This window comes from Paenibacillus sp. Y301 (assembly GCF_059445505.1).
Genome location: NZ_JCAIUL010000004.1, coordinates 323,772 through 343,064 on the forward strand (window position 1 = coordinate 323,772; position 19,293 = coordinate 343,064).

Consider the following 19,293-nt stretch of genomic DNA (forward strand, 5'->3'; position numbering starts at 1 on the left):
CCCCATGGAATATAAGATAGAGAAGGAGAACCACCATGTCTAACATTGAACAACAACACTATTTTAGTGAGAATCTACTGAGATGGTATCTCGAGAATCGACGGGATTTACCTTGGCGTCGCCATCGTAACCCTTATTATATTTGGATATCTGAAATTATGCTTCAGCAAACACGCGTAGATACCGTCATTCCTTACTTTAATCGATTTATAGAGAGGTTTCCTACGATTGCGGACTTGGCTAATGCCCCGGAGCAAGACGTGTTAAAGTGTTGGGAGGGGTTAGGTTATTACTCGCGTGCTCGTAATTTACAATATGCTGCCCAACAAGTACTAGATTTACACGGAGGTCAGGTACCGAATGACAAGGAAAGTGTGTTTGCCCTGAAAGGTGTAGGTCCTTATACAGCTGGAGCCATTCTAAGTATTGCATTTAATCAACCTGAACCAGCCGTGGATGGAAATGTAATGAGGGTGTTATCTCGTTATTTTCTAATCGAAGAGGACATCATGAAAGGAAGTACACGCGCGCTAATGGAGAGATTAGTGGTGGAGCTCATTCCAGAGGGACAGGCTTCTCACTTTAATCAGGCGCTTATGGAGCTTGGAGCTTTAGTATGTACACCGAAGTCGCCTTGTTGTCTTACATGCCCTGTTATGGAGCATTGTGAAGGAAGACTGGAAGGGAAAGAAAGTGAGCTTCCCATCAAATCGAAGAGTAAACCACCGCGTCCGGAACAAAGATTTGTTGCTTTAATTGAAGGAGAAGGAAATCATACTGGACAAATATTAATTAGACAACGTCCAGAGAGTGGATTATTAGCTCGAATGTGGGAACTTCCGCATATCCTATCCCCAGTGAGTCGAGGAGCTAGAATGGCGGATCAACGTGCTCAGGAGTTATTAGGTGCTGAGATACTAACCGAGGGTATTCCAGCGAGACCTATAGATCATTTCATGGATGCAGAACATATCTTCAGTCACATTCGCTGGCATCTACAAGTGTATAAATGCAAGGAAGAGGATCAGTTACTAGTAACGGAGCAAATAGGGCCCTATACGATAGATGTGACGGAAATTGGAGATACCATCACTGATTATCGCTGGATTACTGAAGAAGAAATGACATCATATGCTTTCCCTAATGTATTTCTTAAGATTATTAATGCTTACTTCGAAGAACAGCGAACGAATAGGGGATTGTAGCTCTTTATAAATATTTAGATACTTCATATATTTAAAAAAATGATCCGCCCTCATAGGGTGGATCATTTTTAACTTATTATATTGAAATTATTTAGCAGCTGCGTAACGTTTAGCAACGGCATCCCAATTTACTACGTTCCAGAAAGCAGAAATATAATCAGGACGTTTGTTTTGATATTTCAAGTAGTAAGCATGCTCCCATACGTCAAGACCAAGAATTGGGGTTAGGCCTTCACTAAGTGGGTTGTCTTGGTTCGGTGTGCTTGTTACAGCTAACTTACCGTCTTTACCAACAACAAGCCATGCCCAGCCACTTCCGAATCGAGTTGTAGCAGCTTTAGCAAAGTCTTCTTTGAATTTATCAAGACCACCAAGTTCGCTATCAATCGCTTGTGCTAATTCTCCAGTAGGGTTGCCTCCACCGTTTGGACCAATGATTTCCCAGAAAAGGCTGTGGTTTGCGTGCCCACCACCATTGTTACGAACTGCAGTACGAATTTCTTCAGGTACACTTCCTAGACCTGTAAGCAATTCTTCAATTGTTTTGTTTTGCAACTCAGGAGCTTTTTCCAGTGCTGCATTCAAGTTTGTTACATAAGTGTTATGGTGACGATCGTGGTGAATTTCCATTGTTTGTGCATCGATGTGTGGTTCTAGTGCATCGTTTGAATAAGGTAGTGATGGTAGTTGAAATGCCATGGTAAATTACCTCCTGCGTATTGTTATTGATTGATTATCTATGAATAAAGGAAATGCGTAAGCATCCTTCATCAACATATGTAGACTTACTATATTATTAAACCGTATTTAACAGATTAAATCAACATTTATGTTTGTAAAGTCGGTTTGTTCAATTTTAATTACAAAACCTTAGTTATGATATCCTATTTGATAAAAAATTATGATAACAGAAACTAGAAATCAATAGTTGGTCTTCTATTATATAGAAAAAAAGAGAGATATAAAGCGCTTTCATAAGAAAACAAGTGTTTTATGGAGAGAAATGTGGTTTAATGGACTAGCAAGAAGGATTTTCAGGTTATTTGTCGTAATTAATATATTCGGGATATGTAAAGTTGGTTCGTTAAGTAACTTTTATTGTAAACCGAATAAAGCTGACGAAAAGGGAGATTTAATTTATGCATGTTCGTTCCTTTCAGTTAAGTGACTGTAATCCAGTAACTGAACTTCTTAAGGTTGCTTTGTCGGAAGATTGTTTTGAAAATACGATTAAACCTTTTTCTAGACAACTTTCATGGGATTCTGACCTGATCATGGTAGCAGAAGGAGATGGCGAGATAGTGGGGGCCTTAATCGGAACGATTGAGAACAACCACGGGTGCTATTTTAGAATTGCTATTCACCCAGATTATCGCCGCAAAGGGATAGGTAAAGCCCTTGTTACTACTATGGAACAACGTTTCCAACAACGTAAAGTAAGTCGTATTATGATTGCTGGAGATGAGCATAATCTTACCGCAATGCCTTTATTTGAGGCAATGGGTTATGGTGCTAACAAAATTTTTGAAGCTTTCCAGAAACTTAGTATTGTTGCACATGTATAGAGTTAGTTACAATAGAGATATAAATAAACAGGGCATTTTACTTTTTTAAATATAGAGCATATCTCGCAACCGTTGCAAAAGCGGAGCAGATATGCTTTTCTATTTATAGGCTGATTTCAACAAATTAGTATAAAAAGAGGTGTATCATGAACCAAGAAAATGGCATAACATCGGGTAGTTCTACATCCCCCAATAAGCCAGAACAATCTAAACCAGGGTGGAAGTCTGAATTATGGGATTGGGTAAAAACAGTAGTAGTTGTCTTTGCAATTATGATGTTGCTTAATGTATTTGTATTTAATTTATCCATGGTCAAAGGGCAATCGATGGAACCTACTTTAGTAGAGCAAGAGCGTTTGTTTGTAAACAAAATAATATATGACTTCACGTCACCTAAACAGGGTGAAGTGGTTGTTCTACACGATCCAAGTGATGACGATACTAAAAAAGAGTTCCTTGTTAAGCGTGTGATCGGTGTTCCGGGTGATGTGGTAGCAGTTATAGAACACAAGTTATATTTAAATGGTGAGTTGCAACAAGAAGAATACATTGATGTGAGCATTCAAGATGAAGACTTCTCTGAGATCGCATTAGAAGAAGATCAATATTTCGTTATGGGTGATAATCGTCACCAAGGAGCGAGCAAAGACAGTCGTTATTTCGGGACAGTTACATCAGATTTGATTGTGGGAAGAGCAGAATTTGTATTCTGGCCATTAAACAAACTTAAAGGACTATAGGCTGATTATATAAAAAGGGAGACGATGTGGAGATGACATTAGAACATGTACAGTCGCTGTATGCTCCCTCGCTATCCGAATGGGAGCAACTAAAAAGGGATATTCAATTAGCTGCATCTAGTCTTGGAATAGATGATATAGGATTTGCTACGGCAGATCCTTTTATTTCATTGAAGTCCATCTTACAGCAGCATCGAGATAATGGATATGATTCAGGTTTTGAAGAACCTGATTTAGATAAAAGGATAACACCTGCTTTACCTTCATCACAACCGACATCATTGATTGCCATTGCAGTGGCTTATCCATCCAAAATGGTAAATCCACCGAAATCGGTACCCGGAGCTAATAGAGGGATATTAGCTCGCTCTGCATGGGGAAGAGATTATCATCACGTATTAAGAGAAGCGATGAGCAAGCTTGAGAATTTCATTAAAGAACGTGTCCCTAATGCCGTGATTGAAAGTATGGTAGATACGGGTGCACTAGTTGATAGAGCTGTAGCACAGCGAGCGGGAATAGGGTTTAGTGGTAAGAACTGCCTAACGATCTCTCCGAAGTGGGGTTCTTGGATCTACTTAGGGGAGATGGTTACCAACATTCCATTCCCACCAGACACCCCTGTAACTGAAGATTGTGGGGAATGTACGAAATGTATTGATTCTTGTCCTACGGGAGCTCTTGTGGGTCCAGGACAACTTAATGCTCAACGTTGCATATCATTCTTGACACAAACAAAGGGCCTATTAGAAGAAGAACAAATGATTAAGATCGGAAATCGCCTTTATGGTTGTGATACATGTCAGATTGTGTGCCCTAAGAATAAGGGGAAGAGCTGGGATCATAACAGGGAGTTACTTCCTGATCCTGAAATAGCGAAACCACTATTACTACCCATTCTTGATCTTAGTAACCGAGAATTCAAAGAGAAATTCGGAGAGAGTGCGGCGGCTTGGAGAGGAAAGAAACCTATGCAGCGCAATGCAATTATTGCATTGGGTAATTTTAAAGATCGATCCGCCGTACCAAGACTTGAAGAAGTGCTGTTAAAGGACCCTCGTTATGAAATGAGAGGAACCGCTGCATGGGCACTAGGACGTATTGGAGGAGAGGAAGCTTTGAATAGCATAAACAAAGGAATACACGTAGAAGAAGATGTGAACGTACAAGAAATGTTAATGAAAGCGAAAGAAAATCTAGAACCGGTAATTACGATGGTAGAAGAGCGTTCTAACGAGATTATTTATTATGATGAGATGCTTTCACCCATTGGGATATTAACGGTGTTTCAATCATCCAAGGGAATATGTTTAATTGAAATGGATTCTTTTACTACAAAAGAGGCAATCATACAGCAATGGGCACGAAACTGGGCACCAAACGCTGAATTTATACAGGATGGCGACCGTCTATCTGAGGCCAAAACTCAATTACATCAATACTTTGATGGTGAGCGTAAACAATTTGATCTTCCACTAGATTTAAGAGGTACATTATTTCAACTACAAGTATGGAGCCAACTTGCCGATATTCCTTATGGGGAGACTCGCTCTTATGAACAATTAGCGGAGGCCATTGAGCGTCCTAAAGCGGTGAGAGCTGTTGGTGGAGCTAGTAATAAAAATCCGGTATCGATTATCGTACCGTGCCATCGTGTAATGGGTACAGATGGTTCTCTTGCAGGCTATGCTTACGGCCACGAGATCAAGAGTCAATTGTTGTCTTTAGAGGGGGCTTTACCCGACAGATAATAAGTTAATTAGGAAATGTAAGGGGAAGATTTATGAGATATGTAAGTATTGGAGATGTAGAGACAGGGCAGTACCTTGGAAAGTCTGTGTACACGTCAAATGGGACGGTACTACTCGGCGCAGGGGTTCAATTAACCGTATTTATGATCAATACGCTCAATCGAATTGGTGTAACGATGTTGTATATCCAGGATCCTCTATATGATGATGTAGAGACTGGTGAAATGTTAGAAGAAGCCACGAAGCAGAGTCTCATTCAGGGAATAAGTGATACGTTTAAAGCTGTACGCTCTGGTAAGGAGTGGAACACGCGAAGAATAGGTAAGAATATCGATGAGCTCATGACAGATGTATTGAGTAACAGAGAATTACTTGTTCATTTAACGGACATTCGAACTGCCGATAATGCAGAATATGTTCATGCCATGAACGTCTGTCTATTATCTACCGTTATGGGCATTAATATAGGGCTGAATTACATTCAGACTAAAGAGTTAGCTACAGGTGCACTGCTACATGACATTGGAAAGAATAAGATTTCAAGGGATGCAGAGATAACTCCTGGTATGAGAAATCATCATACTTGGCGTGGATTTGAGAAACTGAAGAATAAGAGAGAACTTAACCTCTTAATTGCTCACGTTGCTTTGCAACATCATGAAAGGGTAGACGGGTTAGGTCAACCCCGAGGACTTGTAGGGGATGAGATTCATATTTATGCTAAGATTGTTGCGGTTGCTAATACCTTCGATCATTTGATCAGTTATATGCATGGGGAAACGGCACTTCTTCCACATGAGGCTTGTGAGAAGATGATGGCTATGTCGGAAATTGAACTAGATCGGGAAGTGCTGATTCAATTTACAAGAATGGTTTCAATCTATCCGAATGGTACGGGAGTTCGGTTATCAACGAATGAGACGGGTGTTGTTGTACGTCAACATCGAGGTCTACCTGGACGACCTGTAATACGTATTATAAGAAGTGGTATCGGTGACCATCTAGATGTAAAAGAGATCGATTTAGCCATAGAAACGACCGTCTTTATTGAGGAAGTCCTTATCTAGAATTATATTTGCTAGCCTCTTGTAGACATGCTATGATATGTTCGTGTCTACACAAGTTAGACAAACTATTGTAAATATTGAGGTGGCCGAAATGAATATTGCACTTCCTATTATTACGTTAATTGTTGGATTAGTTGGGGGATTTTTTATAGGCGTGTTTTATTTACGCAAACAGATGGAAAAGATGCAGAGTGATCCACAAATGTTGCAAAGAATGGCCAAACAGATGGGATATAATCTGAATGGTAAACAGATGCAGAAAGCACAGCAGATGATGAAGAATCAGCCGGCTGTTCCAAAGAAAGGCCAAAGCCGTAAAGGTAAGTAATCTTTCAATCCGGGAAATGGCCGTGAGGGGAGGGTATACTTGTGTCTGGAGTTAAAGATTATGTAAATAATGAAGTCGTTAATAATCGTGAGAAGATTGAATATCATATTGAACAAATTTTGAATCTAATTGGTGAGGATGCTAAGCGTGAGGGACTCCTTGAGACACCAGCGCGGGTTACTCGCATGTACGAAGAAATCTTTGCAGGGTATGATGTAGATCCTCGTGATGTGTTAGGCGTGACTTTTGATGAGAACCATGAGGAACTTGTCATCGTGAAAGATATTGTGTATTACAGCCAATGTGAGCATCACATGGCGCCATTCTTTGGTAAAATTCACATCGGATATATCCCAAGTGGCAAAATTGCTGGGCTTAGTAAATTTGCACGATTAGTTGAGGCTGTAACTCGCCGTTTGCAAGTACAGGAGCGTGTAACATCTCAAATTGCAGATATTATTAACGAAGTATTACAACCAAATGGCGTGATGGTTGTCGTAGAAGGCGAGCATCTATGCATGTGCTCTCGTGGTGTTAAGAAACCGGGAAGCAAGACGGTTACTTCCGCTGTACGAGGGATTTTCCGTGAAGATTCTGCAAGTCGTGCGGAGTTCCTATCCCTCGTTAAAGGATAGGAAAACGGCATGAACAGGAATTCACTCCAAATGATCAAGTGGCTCTGGCGATTTGAGGAGACCACTTCAATTCATTCAAATAAATAAAGGCGACTTTTCATTCGGAATCGAATGGGAAATCGCCTTTATTTAAAATATAAGAATTTATAAGTATTTCCTTATAAATAGTCTTATATTTCAACGCTAAACGTTTCTTCGCCGCTAAAGGACGGCGAGGCCATTTATGCTTTTGTTCTGCTCTATCTCTATTGCCTTCACAAGAGGCAATGTGCTTTTGAGATTGACAGCGAACGGAAGAACAATCCGTTATCGTAGAAGCAGCCTAGTCGAATACCGATCATCGTTTCTTAATAGGGGGTTCAGCCTCTGATGATGTATGAAGATGAACGACCTTTTCTTCTTTTGAGTGGGAAGATGTGGGTTGGAGAAGTTGATTCTGAAATATACCAGGTTGATTTAATGTATCTAGCGTATGTAAGAAGTATTCTGATTCACGAATAATATGTAGAAGCACAGTATTGGCCAATGAATTTTCACGTATGGCAACGCTGTGCTCTTTAATGCTGAATAGGTGTCGAATAAATTCATGGGATTGAAGACATGAGAGAGATAACAACTGTTCTGTCTCTATTAGAAGAAATGGGGATGAAGTTGTATCAGATGAAAGAGATTGATCTAATAGCGTCCTCGCGCTGAGTTCACTTTCATGAAATACCGACGCCCATTCGGTAAGTAGATTTGCATAAGGGATCTCTAGATTAGGAATGACCGCTTGGACGAATACCGTGTGTTCAGATTCTTGGTTTTTCCAAAACTGTATCTCTTCTAAAATGCGTATTGGCAACATAGATCCATACCCGTATAGCATAATTATCCTCCCTAAAAACATGTCATTACGACATTGTATTCAGCAGAGGTTTTTATATGTTGATATGATAATGAAAAACCCGGAATCTGAGGATTCCGGGCTTCTCAAAACTTATGATTGTAATACAGCATATGGCTATTCCTCTAGAAGCGAGGTATTAAGGTTGGTTTTCACATCTTCAAGGAATGAAGAAACGCGTCGTAAGTATTCCCGAGAATGCTCGCGAAAGATAAGTTCATGATGACTTCCATCTACGATCCACACATCGGAGAGCGGGTTAGTCTGATTAGAGGCTAACGATTCGGCAATGCCATAAGGAGCCTTCTCGTCCTCTGTACCATGAATGAAGAAAGTAGGGAATGGGTAATCTTCACTTTTCACTTGCTTATATGGAATTTGACTGAGGCTAGTTCCATTTAATACCGGGAAGAGTAGTTCTAATATTTCTAACGAAGGATGACGTGGTAGAGCTATCTGGTTTTTTATATTGTGATATAACGTATCGGGTTCCAAAAGAAAGGAACTATCAAGAATCATGGCATCTACATCGTCTGTTTGCAGACCCGCTTGAAGTGCTGTGCCAGCCCCCATAGAAAAGCCCCATACGATGATTTGTCCAGCATCACGTTCTTTAGCAAGTTCAATAGCGCCTAGTAATTGCTGTGTTTCAATTTTGCCACCCGTAGCAACGTCTTTATTGTACTCAGCAGCAAAACCGTAGTCGAACATAAGTACATTATAGTTGAGACTATGTGCATAATGAGCAAGATCATACATAGGAACCCATGATTCCTCGCGATTCGCTCCATAACCATGGCTGAATATGATGGTTCTTTTGGATCCTTCAGCAGGGATATACCAACCATGCATCATACGGCTGTCATCAAGAGCAGGAAAGGCAACATCCTCATACTCCATTGATTTGGCAGTTAAGGGATCGGAGTAGATCGGCGCTACTGTAGGATTGGATAAGACCCAAGCAATGTAAGCATGAAGTGCAACGAAACAAAACGCTAGAAAAAAAATAATCGATAGAACTAAAGCAACTATAATATGTTTAACACGAATAAATCGTGGTGGTGCTTTCTCCATTAATTGTTGAATTGGTTCAGATTGTGGGGCATTAGTCCTAGATAACATGTTCATATGAGCCCCTCCTTAGGTCTTATTAATCGTATGCCCCTCATAAAATAATGTCAATGTAGTTTGGACAATTGTTAGCTAATTGTAATATGTAGACTTTCCTCAGGTAATTTCATATAATTTATGTAACCAAGTTTCACGTGATGAAACGACAAAGAGGGGCGATTCAGATTGGAAGATCGCAAATTGACAGTCCGGTCCGTAGAACGGGCACTTGATATATTATTATGTTTCACTACCAATGTTGATCTGGGGTTGACGGAAATAGCAGGGAAAATTGGGCTTCATAAGAGCACCGTACATCGCTTGTTGTCGACGCTTGAAGAGAGAGGTTTTGTTAGTAGAGATGCTGCAACGGAGAAGTATCGTCTTGGAATGAAGATATGGGAATTATCCACGCATTTGTCACGAAGCGATGATCCTGCGGTAATCCTGTTACCAGCCATGGAGAAAGTACGAGACCGCTTAGGTGAAACGGTTAGCCTGTATTTACGGGAAGGGAAAGAAAGACTACGTATTCAGGCGGTACAGAGTAACCAAGCTATTCGGCGTGTAGCTCAAGTGGGTGCACGACTTCCGTTATATGTGGGTGCATCAAGTAAAGTTCTTGTTGCATATGCGTCAGCTGAGGAGCAAAAGAAACTGCTAGAAGATCCAGAATGGCCTGCATGGATTGATCGTAATAACTATATGGAACAATTACAGGAGATTCTGGCTAGTGGATATGCCATGAGCTTCGAGGAGAGAGAGCCAGGTGCGGCAGCCATATCAGTACCTATTGCGAATCGACAGGGCATCGTGACTGCGGCTCTCTCTGTATCAGGACCGGTTAACCGACTTTCTATTGATACACTTCATGAGTATGCGCCATACTTAGTAGAAGCAGCACATGATATGGGACTAATGATTCCATAAAAGATACAAAGTAAAGAACAGAAAAAAGTTGTTAGTGTGCCGCTACGATAACGGATTGTCCTTACGATCGCTGTTGCCCTCCGATTTCTTGATTGTATACTGCTTGAAGCGGTTGAAATCCGATGGGCAAGCTTATGCTTCCGATGTAGCTTTCCTACGGAAAGCTTGTAGGCAACGCTAACGCTTCTTCAGGACAATTCCGTTCTCTTCGCTACTTCGAACTTAATAGTGATTCCGTTTTTAGGCATCATTCACACAATCTATTTGTGGGATTGTTGATACCTATTTTGAAAAGGATAACCAGAGCGTAAAGATAGGCGACCTTCCGTTCATAAATCAAACGAAAAGTCGCCTATTTTAGCTTGTATAAGTTCATTTAAGAATAAAACCAAAAACTGATTCTTTTTTTTAAAAAGGCTCTAAATCATAATCAGTGCTATCAGAATAAGAAGTAGCGCAGGGGGCGGAATTGTCCTGGAGAAACGGAGTGCTCGCCTTTGCCATCGGATTTCTACCGCTATAAGCGGTATATAATCAAGAAATATGATGACAACAGCGATCGTAAGGACAATCCGCCGTAGCAGTATCTTGCGAGAATAAGTTTCTACTTGTTACATCATATTAACGAGCTCTAAAGCGCGTAATAATGAGTCTTCAATTGTCATGATGCTAGATTCTGTGTGGATACGTTCTTTAAATTCAATATTCCCTTGGATTGCTTGTTTACCAACTATAATCCGAATAGGAAGCCCCATTAAGTCGGAATCCTTGAATTTAACGCCAGGACGTTCATCGCGATCATCGAATAGGACTTCGACATCTTGATTTAATAAAGATTGGTAGATATGTTCGGCGATCTCCATCTGCGCTGAGTCTTTAATGGAAACAGGGATGACGTGCACCTGAAACGGTGCAATGGATATAGGCCATATCATCCCTTGCACATCATGGCTTTGTTCCACGAGAGCTGATAATATGCGAGACACACCGATACCGTAACATCCCATCACCATGACTTGTTCTTTTCCTGTAGGATCTAAGTACACAGCGCCCAGATTTTCTGTATATTTAGTCCCTAGCTTGAATATATGACCTACTTCGATACCCCGACAGAAATTCAATGAACCTTCGTTGCAACGTGGGCATGGATCACTTTCCGCAACATTACGAAAGTCACCTACGTGATCAAGTGGAAAATCAGAGCCCGGACGAACATAGCGACAATGATAGTCTTGTTCATTGGCACCCGTAATTCCATGGTGACTATGAGCCACAACTTCATCGACTAGAATAGGGATTACTAATCCAATTGGGCCAGCGAATCCAGTAAGGGCTCCCGTTACCTGTGCGGTTGTGGATGAATCAGCTAATTCTATCTGTTGAGCATGAAGATAATGCTTCAACTTAACCTCGTTCACTTCATGATCGCCTCTGATTACAACAGCTATTGGATTGCCATCCACAACATATATCAAGGTCTTAAATATGTGTTGTGCCTCGATCTGTAGAGATACCATGAGTTCATGAATAGTACGAACGTTAGGCGTATGGAATTTCTCCACAGCATTCCCTATGTTATCTGGAGATAACGTACGTATCGGGCCTGATTCTGCCTTTTCTAGATTTGCAGCATAATCACAGTGTGTACATGTGGCAATCGTATCTTCTCCGATGTTGGCCAACGCCATGAATTCATGCGTTTCACCTTCGCCTCCAATGACACCCGCGTCGGCCTCTACCGCTCTATAATTTAATCCACAACGATGAAAGATATTTGTGTAAGCTTGATGTATCATCCGATAGGATTGATCTAAGCTAGCGTAATCTGGGTTGAAGGAGTAGGCATCCTTCATAATGAATTCTCTTCCACGTAGTAAGCCGAAACGTGGACGTCGTTCATCACGGAACTTGGTCTGAATCTGGAACAATGTCACCGGTAATTTCCGATAGGAGCTAATCTCGTTACTTACTAAGTTCGTTATAACTTCCTCATGTGTGGGACCAAGAGCAAATTCACGATTATGCCGGTCATGTAATCGAATAAGTTCTGGCCCATATTCCGAATACCTTCCTGATTCTTTCCATAGTTCGGCGGGCTGGAGAGCAGGCATGAGTAGCTCTTGAGCCCCTACACGTTCCATTTCTTCACGGACAATCTGTTCGATCTTACGTAGTACTTGCCAGCCTAATGGTAAATACGTATACACTCCAGAGGCTAATTGTCTGATATAACCTGCCCTTAGCATGAGTTGGTGACTGATTACTTCGGCTTCAGAAGGTACTTCGCGTAATGTTGGTGCAAATAAATGACTCTGGCGCATACAAATCCTCCTATTCTATTGGACAACAAAAAGAACGCATTCGAAAGGGACGAATGCATTCGTGGTACCACCCTAATTTTAGTCGTCCTTATGGATCGGACGATTACTTATTGGATAACGGGAATGTTCCCGGTAGAGATAATAAATATCTACTACAGCTACAAGGTAGGGAGACTTCAATCGGAAGGGGGAAACCTTTCAGCACAGGGATTTCCTCTCTGGTACGATTCGATATTGAAGCTTAAGTCCTTGTTTAACGCTTTTAAATGATTTGAATGATTTCAATAAATTTACATCAGTGGAATACAATTAGTCAAGATCAATTTTATCTATGGTTTATCTATGGTAGTTAGATCACATTGATCTAATGGAATAACCTTAGTTTTCTTCACCCATCGATAACCGAACCAGATCATGAGGAAGAGGGGAACACTGATATAAGATATGACAATGCCGTACCAATCAATTGATGTACTACTAAAAGCACCAAGATTCTGTCCAAATATTGCGATTAAACATAAGATAAAGGCAAAGATCGGACCAGCAGGGAACCAACGCGCACGAAATGGAAGCTCAGCAAGGGAATGTCCTTGAGCTAGAAAAGCACGTCTGAACCGATAATGGCAGACCGCTATAGCTAGCCAGTTGATAAATCCACACATACCAGAAGCGTTAAGTAGCCAGTTGTATACTATACCATCACCGAAGAAGGAAGCAAGGAAGGCTAGCATTCCTACGGCAGTCGTTAGGAGTAGTGCATTAATTGGAATGCTACGTCGATTCAACTTGCCAAGGAACTTAGGTGCTAGTCCATTCTTAGCCATAGAATAAAGGACACGTGTTGAAGCATACATCCCCGAGTTTCCTGCTGAGAGGACAGAACTTAGAATTACGGCATTCATGAGCGCCGCGGCAAAAGCAAGTCCAGCCTTCTCAAAGATTAGAGTGAATGGACTGACTCCAATGTTATTCAGTTCAGCATTCAATAGACTAGGATCGGTATAAGGGATTAGCATTCCAATAACGAATATAGCAAAAATATAGAAAATAAGAATGCGCCAGAATACTTGACGAATAGCACGTGGCACATTCTTGCGAGGATTCTCACTTTCACCCGCAGCAACACCTATTAATTCCGTTCCCTGAAAGGAGAAACCTGCAGCCATAAATACGCCAACGAAGGCAAAGAAACCCCCGTGAAATGGTGTGCCTCCAAGATTGAAATTGTTCATTCCTACAGCTTCTCCGCCCATGACCCCAAAGATCATCAGTACGCCTACAGTAAGGAAAATAACGACCGTTATAATTTTGATGATAGCAAACCAATATTCTGACTCCCCGTAGCTTTTAGTAGATAGGAAATTCAATCCGAACATAATAAGTAGGAATAAGAGGCTCCATAATGCGGAGGAGCTTTCTGGGAACCAATATTTAATAATAACCGTAGCTGCAGCTAACTCTGCTGCGATGGTTACGGCCCAGTTATACCAGAAGTTCCAGCCTACAGCGAAACCGAAGGCGGGACTAACAAACCTTGAAGCATACGTGCTGAATGAACCCGAGTCTGGTAAATAGGTTGCTAGCTCACCTAAGCTGGTCATGAGGAAATATACCATTAAACCTACTGCAGCATAAGCGAGTAGGGCTCCACCAGGACCTGAAGAGGAGATGGCACTTCCACTAGCGAGAAAGAGTCCTGTTCCAATGGATCCACCTAGAGCGATCATGGTCATATGTCGTGCTTTGAGACTTGCCTTCAGTGAAACTTCTGAATCGTTGCGGGTCTTCATTAATCATTACACTCCCTCTACAAAAAAAATTAAATATTTTGTCATGGAAGGAAAGGGACACAGCAAAAAGACCGCTGGAAAGAACACCGGCGGTCTTATTAATAGATATCGTAACAAATGTATGCCCTTGTAAAGGGGCAACATGTCTTCTATTTATATGATCCGCACCCAACTTCCATGAAAGATAGCCCAACATGGTATCCTGTGAAGGAAACCATGACAGTTCTGCCCCTATTCGGAAAACAGACCCAGCGTACGTGACAAAAGAAGCTGCCTATACACTTCGGCGAAGGGCGCCTTTCGATCGTGAATCATACGGCGGCTTCTAACGCCTCTTCACGGTCTACTCATCGCGGTTCGCGACCTCTACCTCATCTTAGTAGGATGAGGATATCTTTACTTGTTTATACTGAACAATATCTAAGTATAATCATTTGTCTGTGTAGGATCAATGGTTAAATATTGCATTAGGATCGCGTACGTTTAGCCATCTGTTGCCATATGGTCCCGGCAGCTTCTTCACCTGACTCAATCCGTTCTAGTGCCATCTTGGCTTGTAAGCTGACTTCGAATTCAGGATCTTGTGCCGCTTCTTCTAGCGCAGATCGGGCATCCTCCGTACCTACTTCATAAAGAAAACGAGCAGCTCTCCAACGAACGAGTTTACTTGTGTCCTTTAAGGTTTCAGTCATAGGTTGCGTAGCATTAGCATCCCCGATATCCGATAGGGTGTCACCTGCTGTACGACGAACAGCTGCAGATTTATCTCTTAATGCTATATACAATAGATCCATAGCATCCGTTGTGCGCAGATCACCAAGATAGATGATAGCTAGACGACGGATTTGCATTTTAGGGTCTTGTAATGCCGTCATAATGAAATGAATTCGTTCTGGTGTAGGACTCATACCATCTAATGCAGCATAACGAATTCGCCAATCGTCATTCTGAAGAGCCTCTTCGAGTTCCTGATCGCTTAGTTCTGTGCGTTTCTCCATGAATTCTTCGTTACTAGCTCCATGTGCAATCGCCTGCTGAATGACTTTCTCAAGACGCTCAGGAGGATATGCTGCCTCAAGTTCTTGTTCTACCTCACGTGCAATGTCCTCTAATTCACCATAACGAACACCGTAATCGGAAAGCTTACGTTCCTTAATCATGGTTGCAATAGCAACTGCGGTTACTGCCTTAGTGAATCGTTCTGATAGTGCAATACGTTCTTCACGACCGGCAGCCTTCACACGAATTTGCATGGGGATGCCGCGGAAATATTGTACAAGGACCTCAGCTTCACCGTAATGCTCACCCATTTCGTTATCCACTTCTAACCAAGTGGTTGTTAACCCATCTTGTCCGAGTCGTTCTTGTACTTCGCCTAAGATCGTTGACCAATCGGCGTTACCTTTACGTTCAAGCGCTGCGAAGTCCGTCGTGTGGAACACACTTTTAACACCAGGAATATGTAGCATTTCCCGTATCCATACGGGGGCAGAGCGCTCATTATCTAGTGTGTATGTTCTTCGTAACCCATTCTCTATAGTTTCATCCAAATGGAGCTTCATTGTATTGGGACTTGGTGTTGGTTCAATAAAAGTAATCTTCATATGCGTTTTATAACCTCCCTTTTCAACGTTATTTTACCTCATTTCCATCTGAATAAAAAATATTGTTCATGTTTTGGTGGAAGTGATTACAAGATAAAGGAAAAGTATCGCTGAATGTTTTCTTATGACTTCGAAAAGGTGTCACCTTTGTGATATAATGTGAGGAGTTAAATTTGAAAGGAATGGATTATTTCATGATCAGTACAAGCGGCGTGACCCTCCGTTATGGAAAACGCGCACTTTTTGAAGATGCAACTATAAAATTCACACCAGGAAATTGTTACGGACTCATAGGAGCAAATGGTGCGGGTAAATCAACATTCTTGAAGATCCTATCAGGAGAAATTGAAGCGAACTCTGGTGATGTTCATATGACACCAGGAGAACGTATGGCAGTTCTCAAACAGAATCATTATGAATATGATGAATTCCCTGTGCTTGAAGTTGTAATCATGGGTCATATTCGTCTGTATGAGATTATGAAAGAGAAAGATTCTCTGTATGCTAAGACTGACTTCACAGAACAAGACGGACTTCGTGCCGGCGAATTGGAAGGTGAATTTGCTGAGTTGAATGGTTGGGATGCTGAGCCGGATGCTGCAGCACTCTTGATTGGTCTTGGTATTCCTCGTGAACTTCACGATAAGAAGATGACAGAGCTAAGTGGTAATGAGAAGGTTCGTGTATTGTTAGCTCAAGCATTGTTCGGTCGTCCGAATAACTTGCTACTTGATGAACCTACCAACCATCTGGATCTTGAATCGATCGGTTGGTTAGAGAACTTCTTGATGGATTATGAAGGTACCGTTATTGTCGTATCCCATGACCGTCACTTCTTGAACAAAGTATGTACACACATTGCGGATATTGACTTCGGTAAAATCCAAATGTACGTAGGTAACTATGACTTCTGGTATGAATCCAGCCAACTTGCTCTACGTTTGTCACGCGATTCTAACAAGAAGAAAGAAGAGAAGATGAAAGAACTACAAGCGTTCATTCAACGTTTCTCGGCGAATGCATCGAAATCCAAACAAGCAACATCACGTAAGAAACAACTTGAGAAAATTACATTGGATGATATTCGTCCATCTAGCCGTAAGTATCCGTTCCTACATTTCAAACCGGAACGTGAGGCTGGTAAGCAACTTCTTACTGTTGAGGGTCTAAATAAGACGGTTAACGATGAAGTGGTTATTGATAATGTGAGCTTCGTAGTTAATAAAGGCGACAAGATTGCTTTTGTCGGACCAAACAGTCTGCCTAAATCCACATTATTTGATGTCGTGATGGGTGAGCAAACTGCGGATGCTGGTGAATACACTTGGGGTATTACGACAACGCAAGCATACTTTCCGAAGGATAATTCCCGTTATTTCGATGGCGTGGATATGAACTTGGTGGATTGGCTTCGTCAGTATTCCCAAGATCAAGATGAAACTTTCCTACGTGGTTTCTTGGGTAGAATGTTGTTTGCTGGAGAAGAAGCATTGAAGAAGGCAAGCGTACTCTCCGGTGGAGAAAAAGTGCGTTGTATGTTAGCTAAAATGATGCTTAATGGTGCCAATGTTCTTGTGTTCGATGAACCAACGAATCACTTGGATTTGGAATCCATTACAGCACTAAATAACGGACTTACTGATTTTGATGGAACAATCTTGTTTACATCACATGACCATCAGTTCATTCAGACGATCGCTAATCGTATTATTGAGATTACTCCGAACGGAATTATTGATCGTACGATGAGCTATGATGAGTACTTGGATAGCGAAGAGGTTAAATCTCTTCGTGAACAAATGTATCCAGCAGAAGAATAGCCTAAGATTTAAATCGAGGGAAATAAATTGTTAACGAAAAGAGATGGCTCCTGAATTCAGGAGCCATCTCTTTTCATATTATCTAAAGAAGAGTTACGAATTACCCGCACGACGACGTTGGGTAGTCGGCTTGGTGTTGTTCTGATTTTTTAATTGCTTAGCAGAACCGGCTTGAAAAGTATTCGATTGACCTGAAGCAGACTGTTGTTTCTTCTGATCTAGTTTTTTTCGAATGGCATCAGCCAAACTGACTTTCTTTACTTCATTGTTTTCGCTCATGTGAAAACCTCCCTTTGGGCGTGTGTCTTCATTTTAATCGTTTTTAATTATCCCCACAAGAGGGATTATGCACATCTCCCTTGCAAAAGACAACTTACTTGCTCTACACTCTGCAGGAATATGATCATGGTGTTCAGGAAAAGATGTGTGATAACGGCATTTGAAGGAGTGGTACATCGATTTGGATATTTATGAAGAGATACGAAAAGGTGAGAGAGGCGCATGGGTAAGCATTGGAGCGTATCTCATTCTATCTGGATTCAAATTAGCGTGCGGCTATTCGTTTGCTTCTAGTGCATTAGTGGCTGATGGTGTAAATAACTTAACCGATATCGTTGCATCCGTAGCGGTATTAATCGGCTTACGGATCTCTCAGAAACCCCCAGACTCTGATCATGCCTATGGGCATTTTCGGGCAGAGACAGTGGCAGCGTTAATGGCTTCTTTTATTATGGCTATGGTTGGTATTCAAGTTATTGTAGAAAGTATACGTACATTGTGGAAAGGTGAAAAGGTACTACCTCCTAACCCATGGTCTGCAGGTGTAGCGCTTATATGTGCCGCTGCCATGTTGGGCGTGTACTTATACAACCGTCGTTTAGCTCGTCAAATAAATAATAAAGCATTGATGGCTGCGGCTAAAGATAATCTGTCTGATGCCATGGTAAGTGTAGGAGCAACCGTGGGGATAGTCGGAGCACAGTTTGGACTACCGTGGCTAGATAGCGTAGCTGCATTTGTAGTAGGAATCATTATCTGTAGCACTGCCTGGGGCATCTTCAAGGATTGTACGTATAGTCTAACCGATGGATTTGATCAGAATCAGATCATGGATTTACGGAGTACTATCGCTCGTATCCCAGGTGTGGAAGGAATTAAGGATGTAAAAGCGCGAGTACATGGCAATCATGTCCTTGTAGATGTAGTAATCGAGGTTCATTCCAATCTAAGTATTATTGAGGGACATAAGATTGCAGATCAAATTGAAGAGGAAATGAGGAAAGATCATAACATCATGCAAGTTCAGGTCCATGTGGAGCCTAAATAAGTAGAGGTATATCTAAGAATAAAAGGGGGTGTCCCATGAAATTTAGGTGTTCTGAGAGAACGCTCCGCTTTTACGAAATCATTCCGTCCTCTGCGCTAATTTGAGCATGGTTTATTCAACTTATTCACTCCAAGAACGTCATTATATTACTATACATACCTACTTGAGGTAGTGATAATCCGTGTTAGCTGGTATAGTTGAACCAAATGTAGGG

The 19,293-nt window shown here is 41.4% G+C and carries 18 protein-coding genes and 1 riboswitch; of the genes, 11 read left to right on the forward strand and 7 right to left on the reverse strand.

Features of this window, described 5'->3' with window-relative positions; all coding sequences use genetic code 11:
- Positions 1-35 precede the first annotated feature (35 nt).
- Entirely contained in the window at positions 36-1,205 is a 1,170-nt protein-coding gene (mutY, locus tag AC1D69_RS09990) for an A/G-specific adenine glycosylase (RefSeq protein WP_495455989.1), read from the forward strand.
- 87 nt (positions 1,206-1,292) lie between these two features.
- Here the strand turns inward: mutY and AC1D69_RS09995 are convergent, their stop codons facing one another.
- The gene (locus AC1D69_RS09995; protein WP_495455990.1) at positions 1,293-1,904 is read right to left on the reverse strand and encodes a superoxide dismutase; all 612 of its coding nucleotides are present in this window, start codon (positions 1,902-1,904) and stop codon (positions 1,293-1,295) included.
- Between the two features lie 440 nt (positions 1,905-2,344).
- Between AC1D69_RS09995 and AC1D69_RS10000 the strand changes: the two genes are divergently transcribed.
- The 6 genes from AC1D69_RS10000 (at position 2,345) to folE (ending at position 7,291) form a co-directional block, all read left to right on the forward strand.
- Positions 2,345-2,770 (forward strand): GNAT family N-acetyltransferase, encoded by a 426-nt coding sequence (locus tag AC1D69_RS10000; protein WP_495455991.1) that lies wholly within the window; start codon positions 2,345-2,347, stop codon positions 2,768-2,770.
- 146 nt (positions 2,771-2,916) lie between these two features.
- Positions 2,917-3,510, forward strand: a complete 594-nt coding sequence (lepB, locus tag AC1D69_RS10005) for a signal peptidase I (RefSeq protein ID WP_495455992.1) — start codon at positions 2,917-2,919, stop codon at positions 3,508-3,510.
- A 32-nt stretch (positions 3,511-3,542) separates the two neighbouring features.
- Complete coding sequence (queG, locus tag AC1D69_RS10010; protein WP_495455993.1) at positions 3,543-5,261, forward strand: tRNA epoxyqueuosine(34) reductase QueG; 1,719 nt, start codon at positions 3,543-3,545, stop codon at positions 5,259-5,261.
- Positions 5,262-5,293: 32 nt separating this feature from the next.
- Positions 5,294-6,328 carry an HD-GYP domain-containing protein gene (locus AC1D69_RS10015; RefSeq protein WP_495455994.1) on the forward strand — a complete coding sequence of 345 codons (1,035 nt, stop codon included), beginning with the start codon at positions 5,294-5,296 and terminating at the stop codon, positions 6,326-6,328.
- A 91-nt stretch (positions 6,329-6,419) separates the two neighbouring features.
- Positions 6,420-6,656 carry a YneF family protein gene (locus AC1D69_RS10020; RefSeq protein ID WP_495455995.1) on the forward strand — a complete coding sequence of 79 codons (237 nt, stop codon included), beginning with the start codon at positions 6,420-6,422 and terminating at the stop codon, positions 6,654-6,656.
- A 41-nt stretch (positions 6,657-6,697) separates the two neighbouring features.
- Positions 6,698-7,291, forward strand: a complete 594-nt coding sequence (gene folE / locus AC1D69_RS10025) for a GTP cyclohydrolase I FolE (RefSeq protein ID WP_495455996.1) — start codon at positions 6,698-6,700, stop codon at positions 7,289-7,291.
- Between the two features lie 337 nt (positions 7,292-7,628).
- Here folE and AC1D69_RS10030 read toward each other — a convergent pair whose 3' ends face one another.
- Both AC1D69_RS10030 and AC1D69_RS10035 read right to left on the reverse strand, forming a co-directional pair.
- The gene (locus AC1D69_RS10030) at positions 7,629-8,159 is read right to left on the reverse strand and encodes a DUF2935 domain-containing protein (RefSeq protein ID WP_495455997.1); all 531 of its coding nucleotides are present in this window, start codon (positions 8,157-8,159) and stop codon (positions 7,629-7,631) included.
- Between the two features lie 135 nt (positions 8,160-8,294).
- A complete protein-coding gene (locus tag AC1D69_RS10035) occupies positions 8,295-9,251 on the reverse strand; it encodes an alpha/beta hydrolase (protein ID WP_495456073.1) in 957 nt (318 codons plus the stop codon).
- A gap of 222 nt (positions 9,252-9,473) precedes the next feature.
- Here AC1D69_RS10035 and AC1D69_RS10040 point away from each other — a divergent pair, with 222 nt between their 5' ends.
- Positions 9,474-10,217, forward strand: a complete 744-nt coding sequence (locus AC1D69_RS10040; protein ID WP_495455998.1) for an IclR family transcriptional regulator — start codon at positions 9,474-9,476, stop codon at positions 10,215-10,217.
- Positions 10,218-10,828: 611 nt separating this feature from the next.
- On the opposite strand, the gene AC1D69_RS10045 is transcribed toward AC1D69_RS10040, so the two are convergent.
- The gene (locus tag AC1D69_RS10045) at positions 10,829-12,538 is read right to left on the reverse strand and encodes a proline--tRNA ligase (protein ID WP_495455999.1); all 1,710 of its coding nucleotides are present in this window, start codon (positions 12,536-12,538) and stop codon (positions 10,829-10,831) included.
- On the opposite strand from AC1D69_RS10045, the gene AC1D69_RS10050 reads away from it, so the two are divergent.
- Positions 12,508-12,783, forward strand: coding sequence for a hypothetical protein (locus tag AC1D69_RS10050; protein WP_495456000.1), 276 nt, complete (start codon positions 12,508-12,510; stop codon positions 12,781-12,783). The genes AC1D69_RS10045 and AC1D69_RS10050 overlap by 31 nt on opposite strands.
- A gap of 84 nt (positions 12,784-12,867) precedes the next feature.
- On the opposite strand, the gene AC1D69_RS10055 is transcribed toward AC1D69_RS10050, so the two are convergent.
- Together AC1D69_RS10055 and AC1D69_RS10060 are read right to left on the reverse strand one after the other, a co-directional pair.
- Positions 12,868-14,328: an amino acid permease gene (locus tag AC1D69_RS10055; RefSeq protein ID WP_495456001.1), complete on the reverse strand. Its 1,461-nt coding sequence runs from the start codon at positions 14,326-14,328 to the stop codon at positions 12,868-12,870.
- Between the two features lie 177 nt (positions 14,329-14,505).
- A riboswitch (Lysine riboswitch) is annotated at positions 14,506-14,705 on the reverse strand.
- 90 nt (positions 14,706-14,795) lie between these two features.
- Positions 14,796-15,932, reverse strand: coding sequence for a virulence factor (locus AC1D69_RS10060; protein ID WP_495456002.1), 1,137 nt, complete (start codon positions 15,930-15,932; stop codon positions 14,796-14,798).
- Positions 15,933-16,126: 194 nt separating this feature from the next.
- Here AC1D69_RS10060 and AC1D69_RS10065 point away from each other — a divergent pair, with 194 nt between their 5' ends.
- Entirely contained in the window at positions 16,127-17,752 is a 1,626-nt protein-coding gene (locus AC1D69_RS10065) for an ABC-F family ATP-binding cassette domain-containing protein (RefSeq protein WP_495456074.1), read from the forward strand.
- Positions 17,753-17,845: 93 nt separating this feature from the next.
- Here the strand turns inward: AC1D69_RS10065 and AC1D69_RS10070 are convergent, their stop codons facing one another.
- On the reverse strand, positions 17,846-18,031 hold the full coding sequence (locus AC1D69_RS10070) for a hypothetical protein (protein WP_495456003.1): 186 nt from the start codon (positions 18,029-18,031) through the stop codon (positions 17,846-17,848).
- 181 nt (positions 18,032-18,212) lie between these two features.
- Here AC1D69_RS10070 and AC1D69_RS10075 point away from each other — a divergent pair, with 181 nt between their 5' ends.
- Complete coding sequence (locus AC1D69_RS10075; protein ID WP_495456004.1) at positions 18,213-19,079, forward strand: cation diffusion facilitator family transporter; 867 nt, start codon at positions 18,213-18,215, stop codon at positions 19,077-19,079.
- The last annotated feature ends 214 nt before the right edge of the window (positions 19,080-19,293 follow it).

Excerpts from the sequence above, each read along its gene's own strand:
- mutY (WP_495455989.1), top strand. The coding sequence starts at position 36 with ATGTCTAACATTGAACAACAACACTATTTTAGTGAGAATCTACTGAGA.
- AC1D69_RS09995 (WP_495455990.1), bottom strand. The coding sequence starts at position 1,904 with ATGGCATTTCAACTACCATCACTACCTTATTCAAACGATGCACTAGAA.
- AC1D69_RS10000 (WP_495455991.1), top strand. The coding sequence starts at position 2,345 with ATGCATGTTCGTTCCTTTCAGTTAAGTGACTGTAATCCAGTAACTGAA.
- lepB (WP_495455992.1), top strand. The coding sequence starts at position 2,917 with ATGAACCAAGAAAATGGCATAACATCGGGTAGTTCTACATCCCCCAAT.
- queG (WP_495455993.1), top strand. The coding sequence starts at position 3,543 with ATGACATTAGAACATGTACAGTCGCTGTATGCTCCCTCGCTATCCGAA.
- AC1D69_RS10015 (WP_495455994.1), top strand. The coding sequence starts at position 5,294 with ATGAGATATGTAAGTATTGGAGATGTAGAGACAGGGCAGTACCTTGGA.
- AC1D69_RS10020 (WP_495455995.1), top strand. The coding sequence starts at position 6,420 with ATGAATATTGCACTTCCTATTATTACGTTAATTGTTGGATTAGTTGGG.
- AC1D69_RS10030 (WP_495455997.1), bottom strand. The coding sequence starts at position 8,159 with ATGCTATACGGGTATGGATCTATGTTGCCAATACGCATTTTAGAAGAG.
- AC1D69_RS10035 (WP_495456073.1), bottom strand. The coding sequence starts at position 9,251 with ATGGAGAAAGCACCACCACGATTTATTCGTGTTAAACATATTATAGTT.
- AC1D69_RS10050 (WP_495456000.1), top strand. The coding sequence starts at position 12,508 with ATGTTGGTGCAAATAAATGACTCTGGCGCATACAAATCCTCCTATTCT.
- AC1D69_RS10045 (WP_495455999.1), bottom strand. The coding sequence starts at position 12,538 with ATGCGCCAGAGTCATTTATTTGCACCAACATTACGCGAAGTACCTTCT.
- AC1D69_RS10055 (WP_495456001.1), bottom strand. The coding sequence starts at position 14,328 with ATGAAGACCCGCAACGATTCAGAAGTTTCACTGAAGGCAAGTCTCAAA.
- AC1D69_RS10060 (WP_495456002.1), bottom strand. The coding sequence starts at position 15,932 with ATGAAGATTACTTTTATTGAACCAACACCAAGTCCCAATACAATGAAG.
- AC1D69_RS10065 (WP_495456074.1), top strand. The coding sequence starts at position 16,127 with ATGATCAGTACAAGCGGCGTGACCCTCCGTTATGGAAAACGCGCACTT.
- AC1D69_RS10070 (WP_495456003.1), bottom strand. The coding sequence starts at position 18,031 with ATGAGCGAAAACAATGAAGTAAAGAAAGTCAGTTTGGCTGATGCCATT.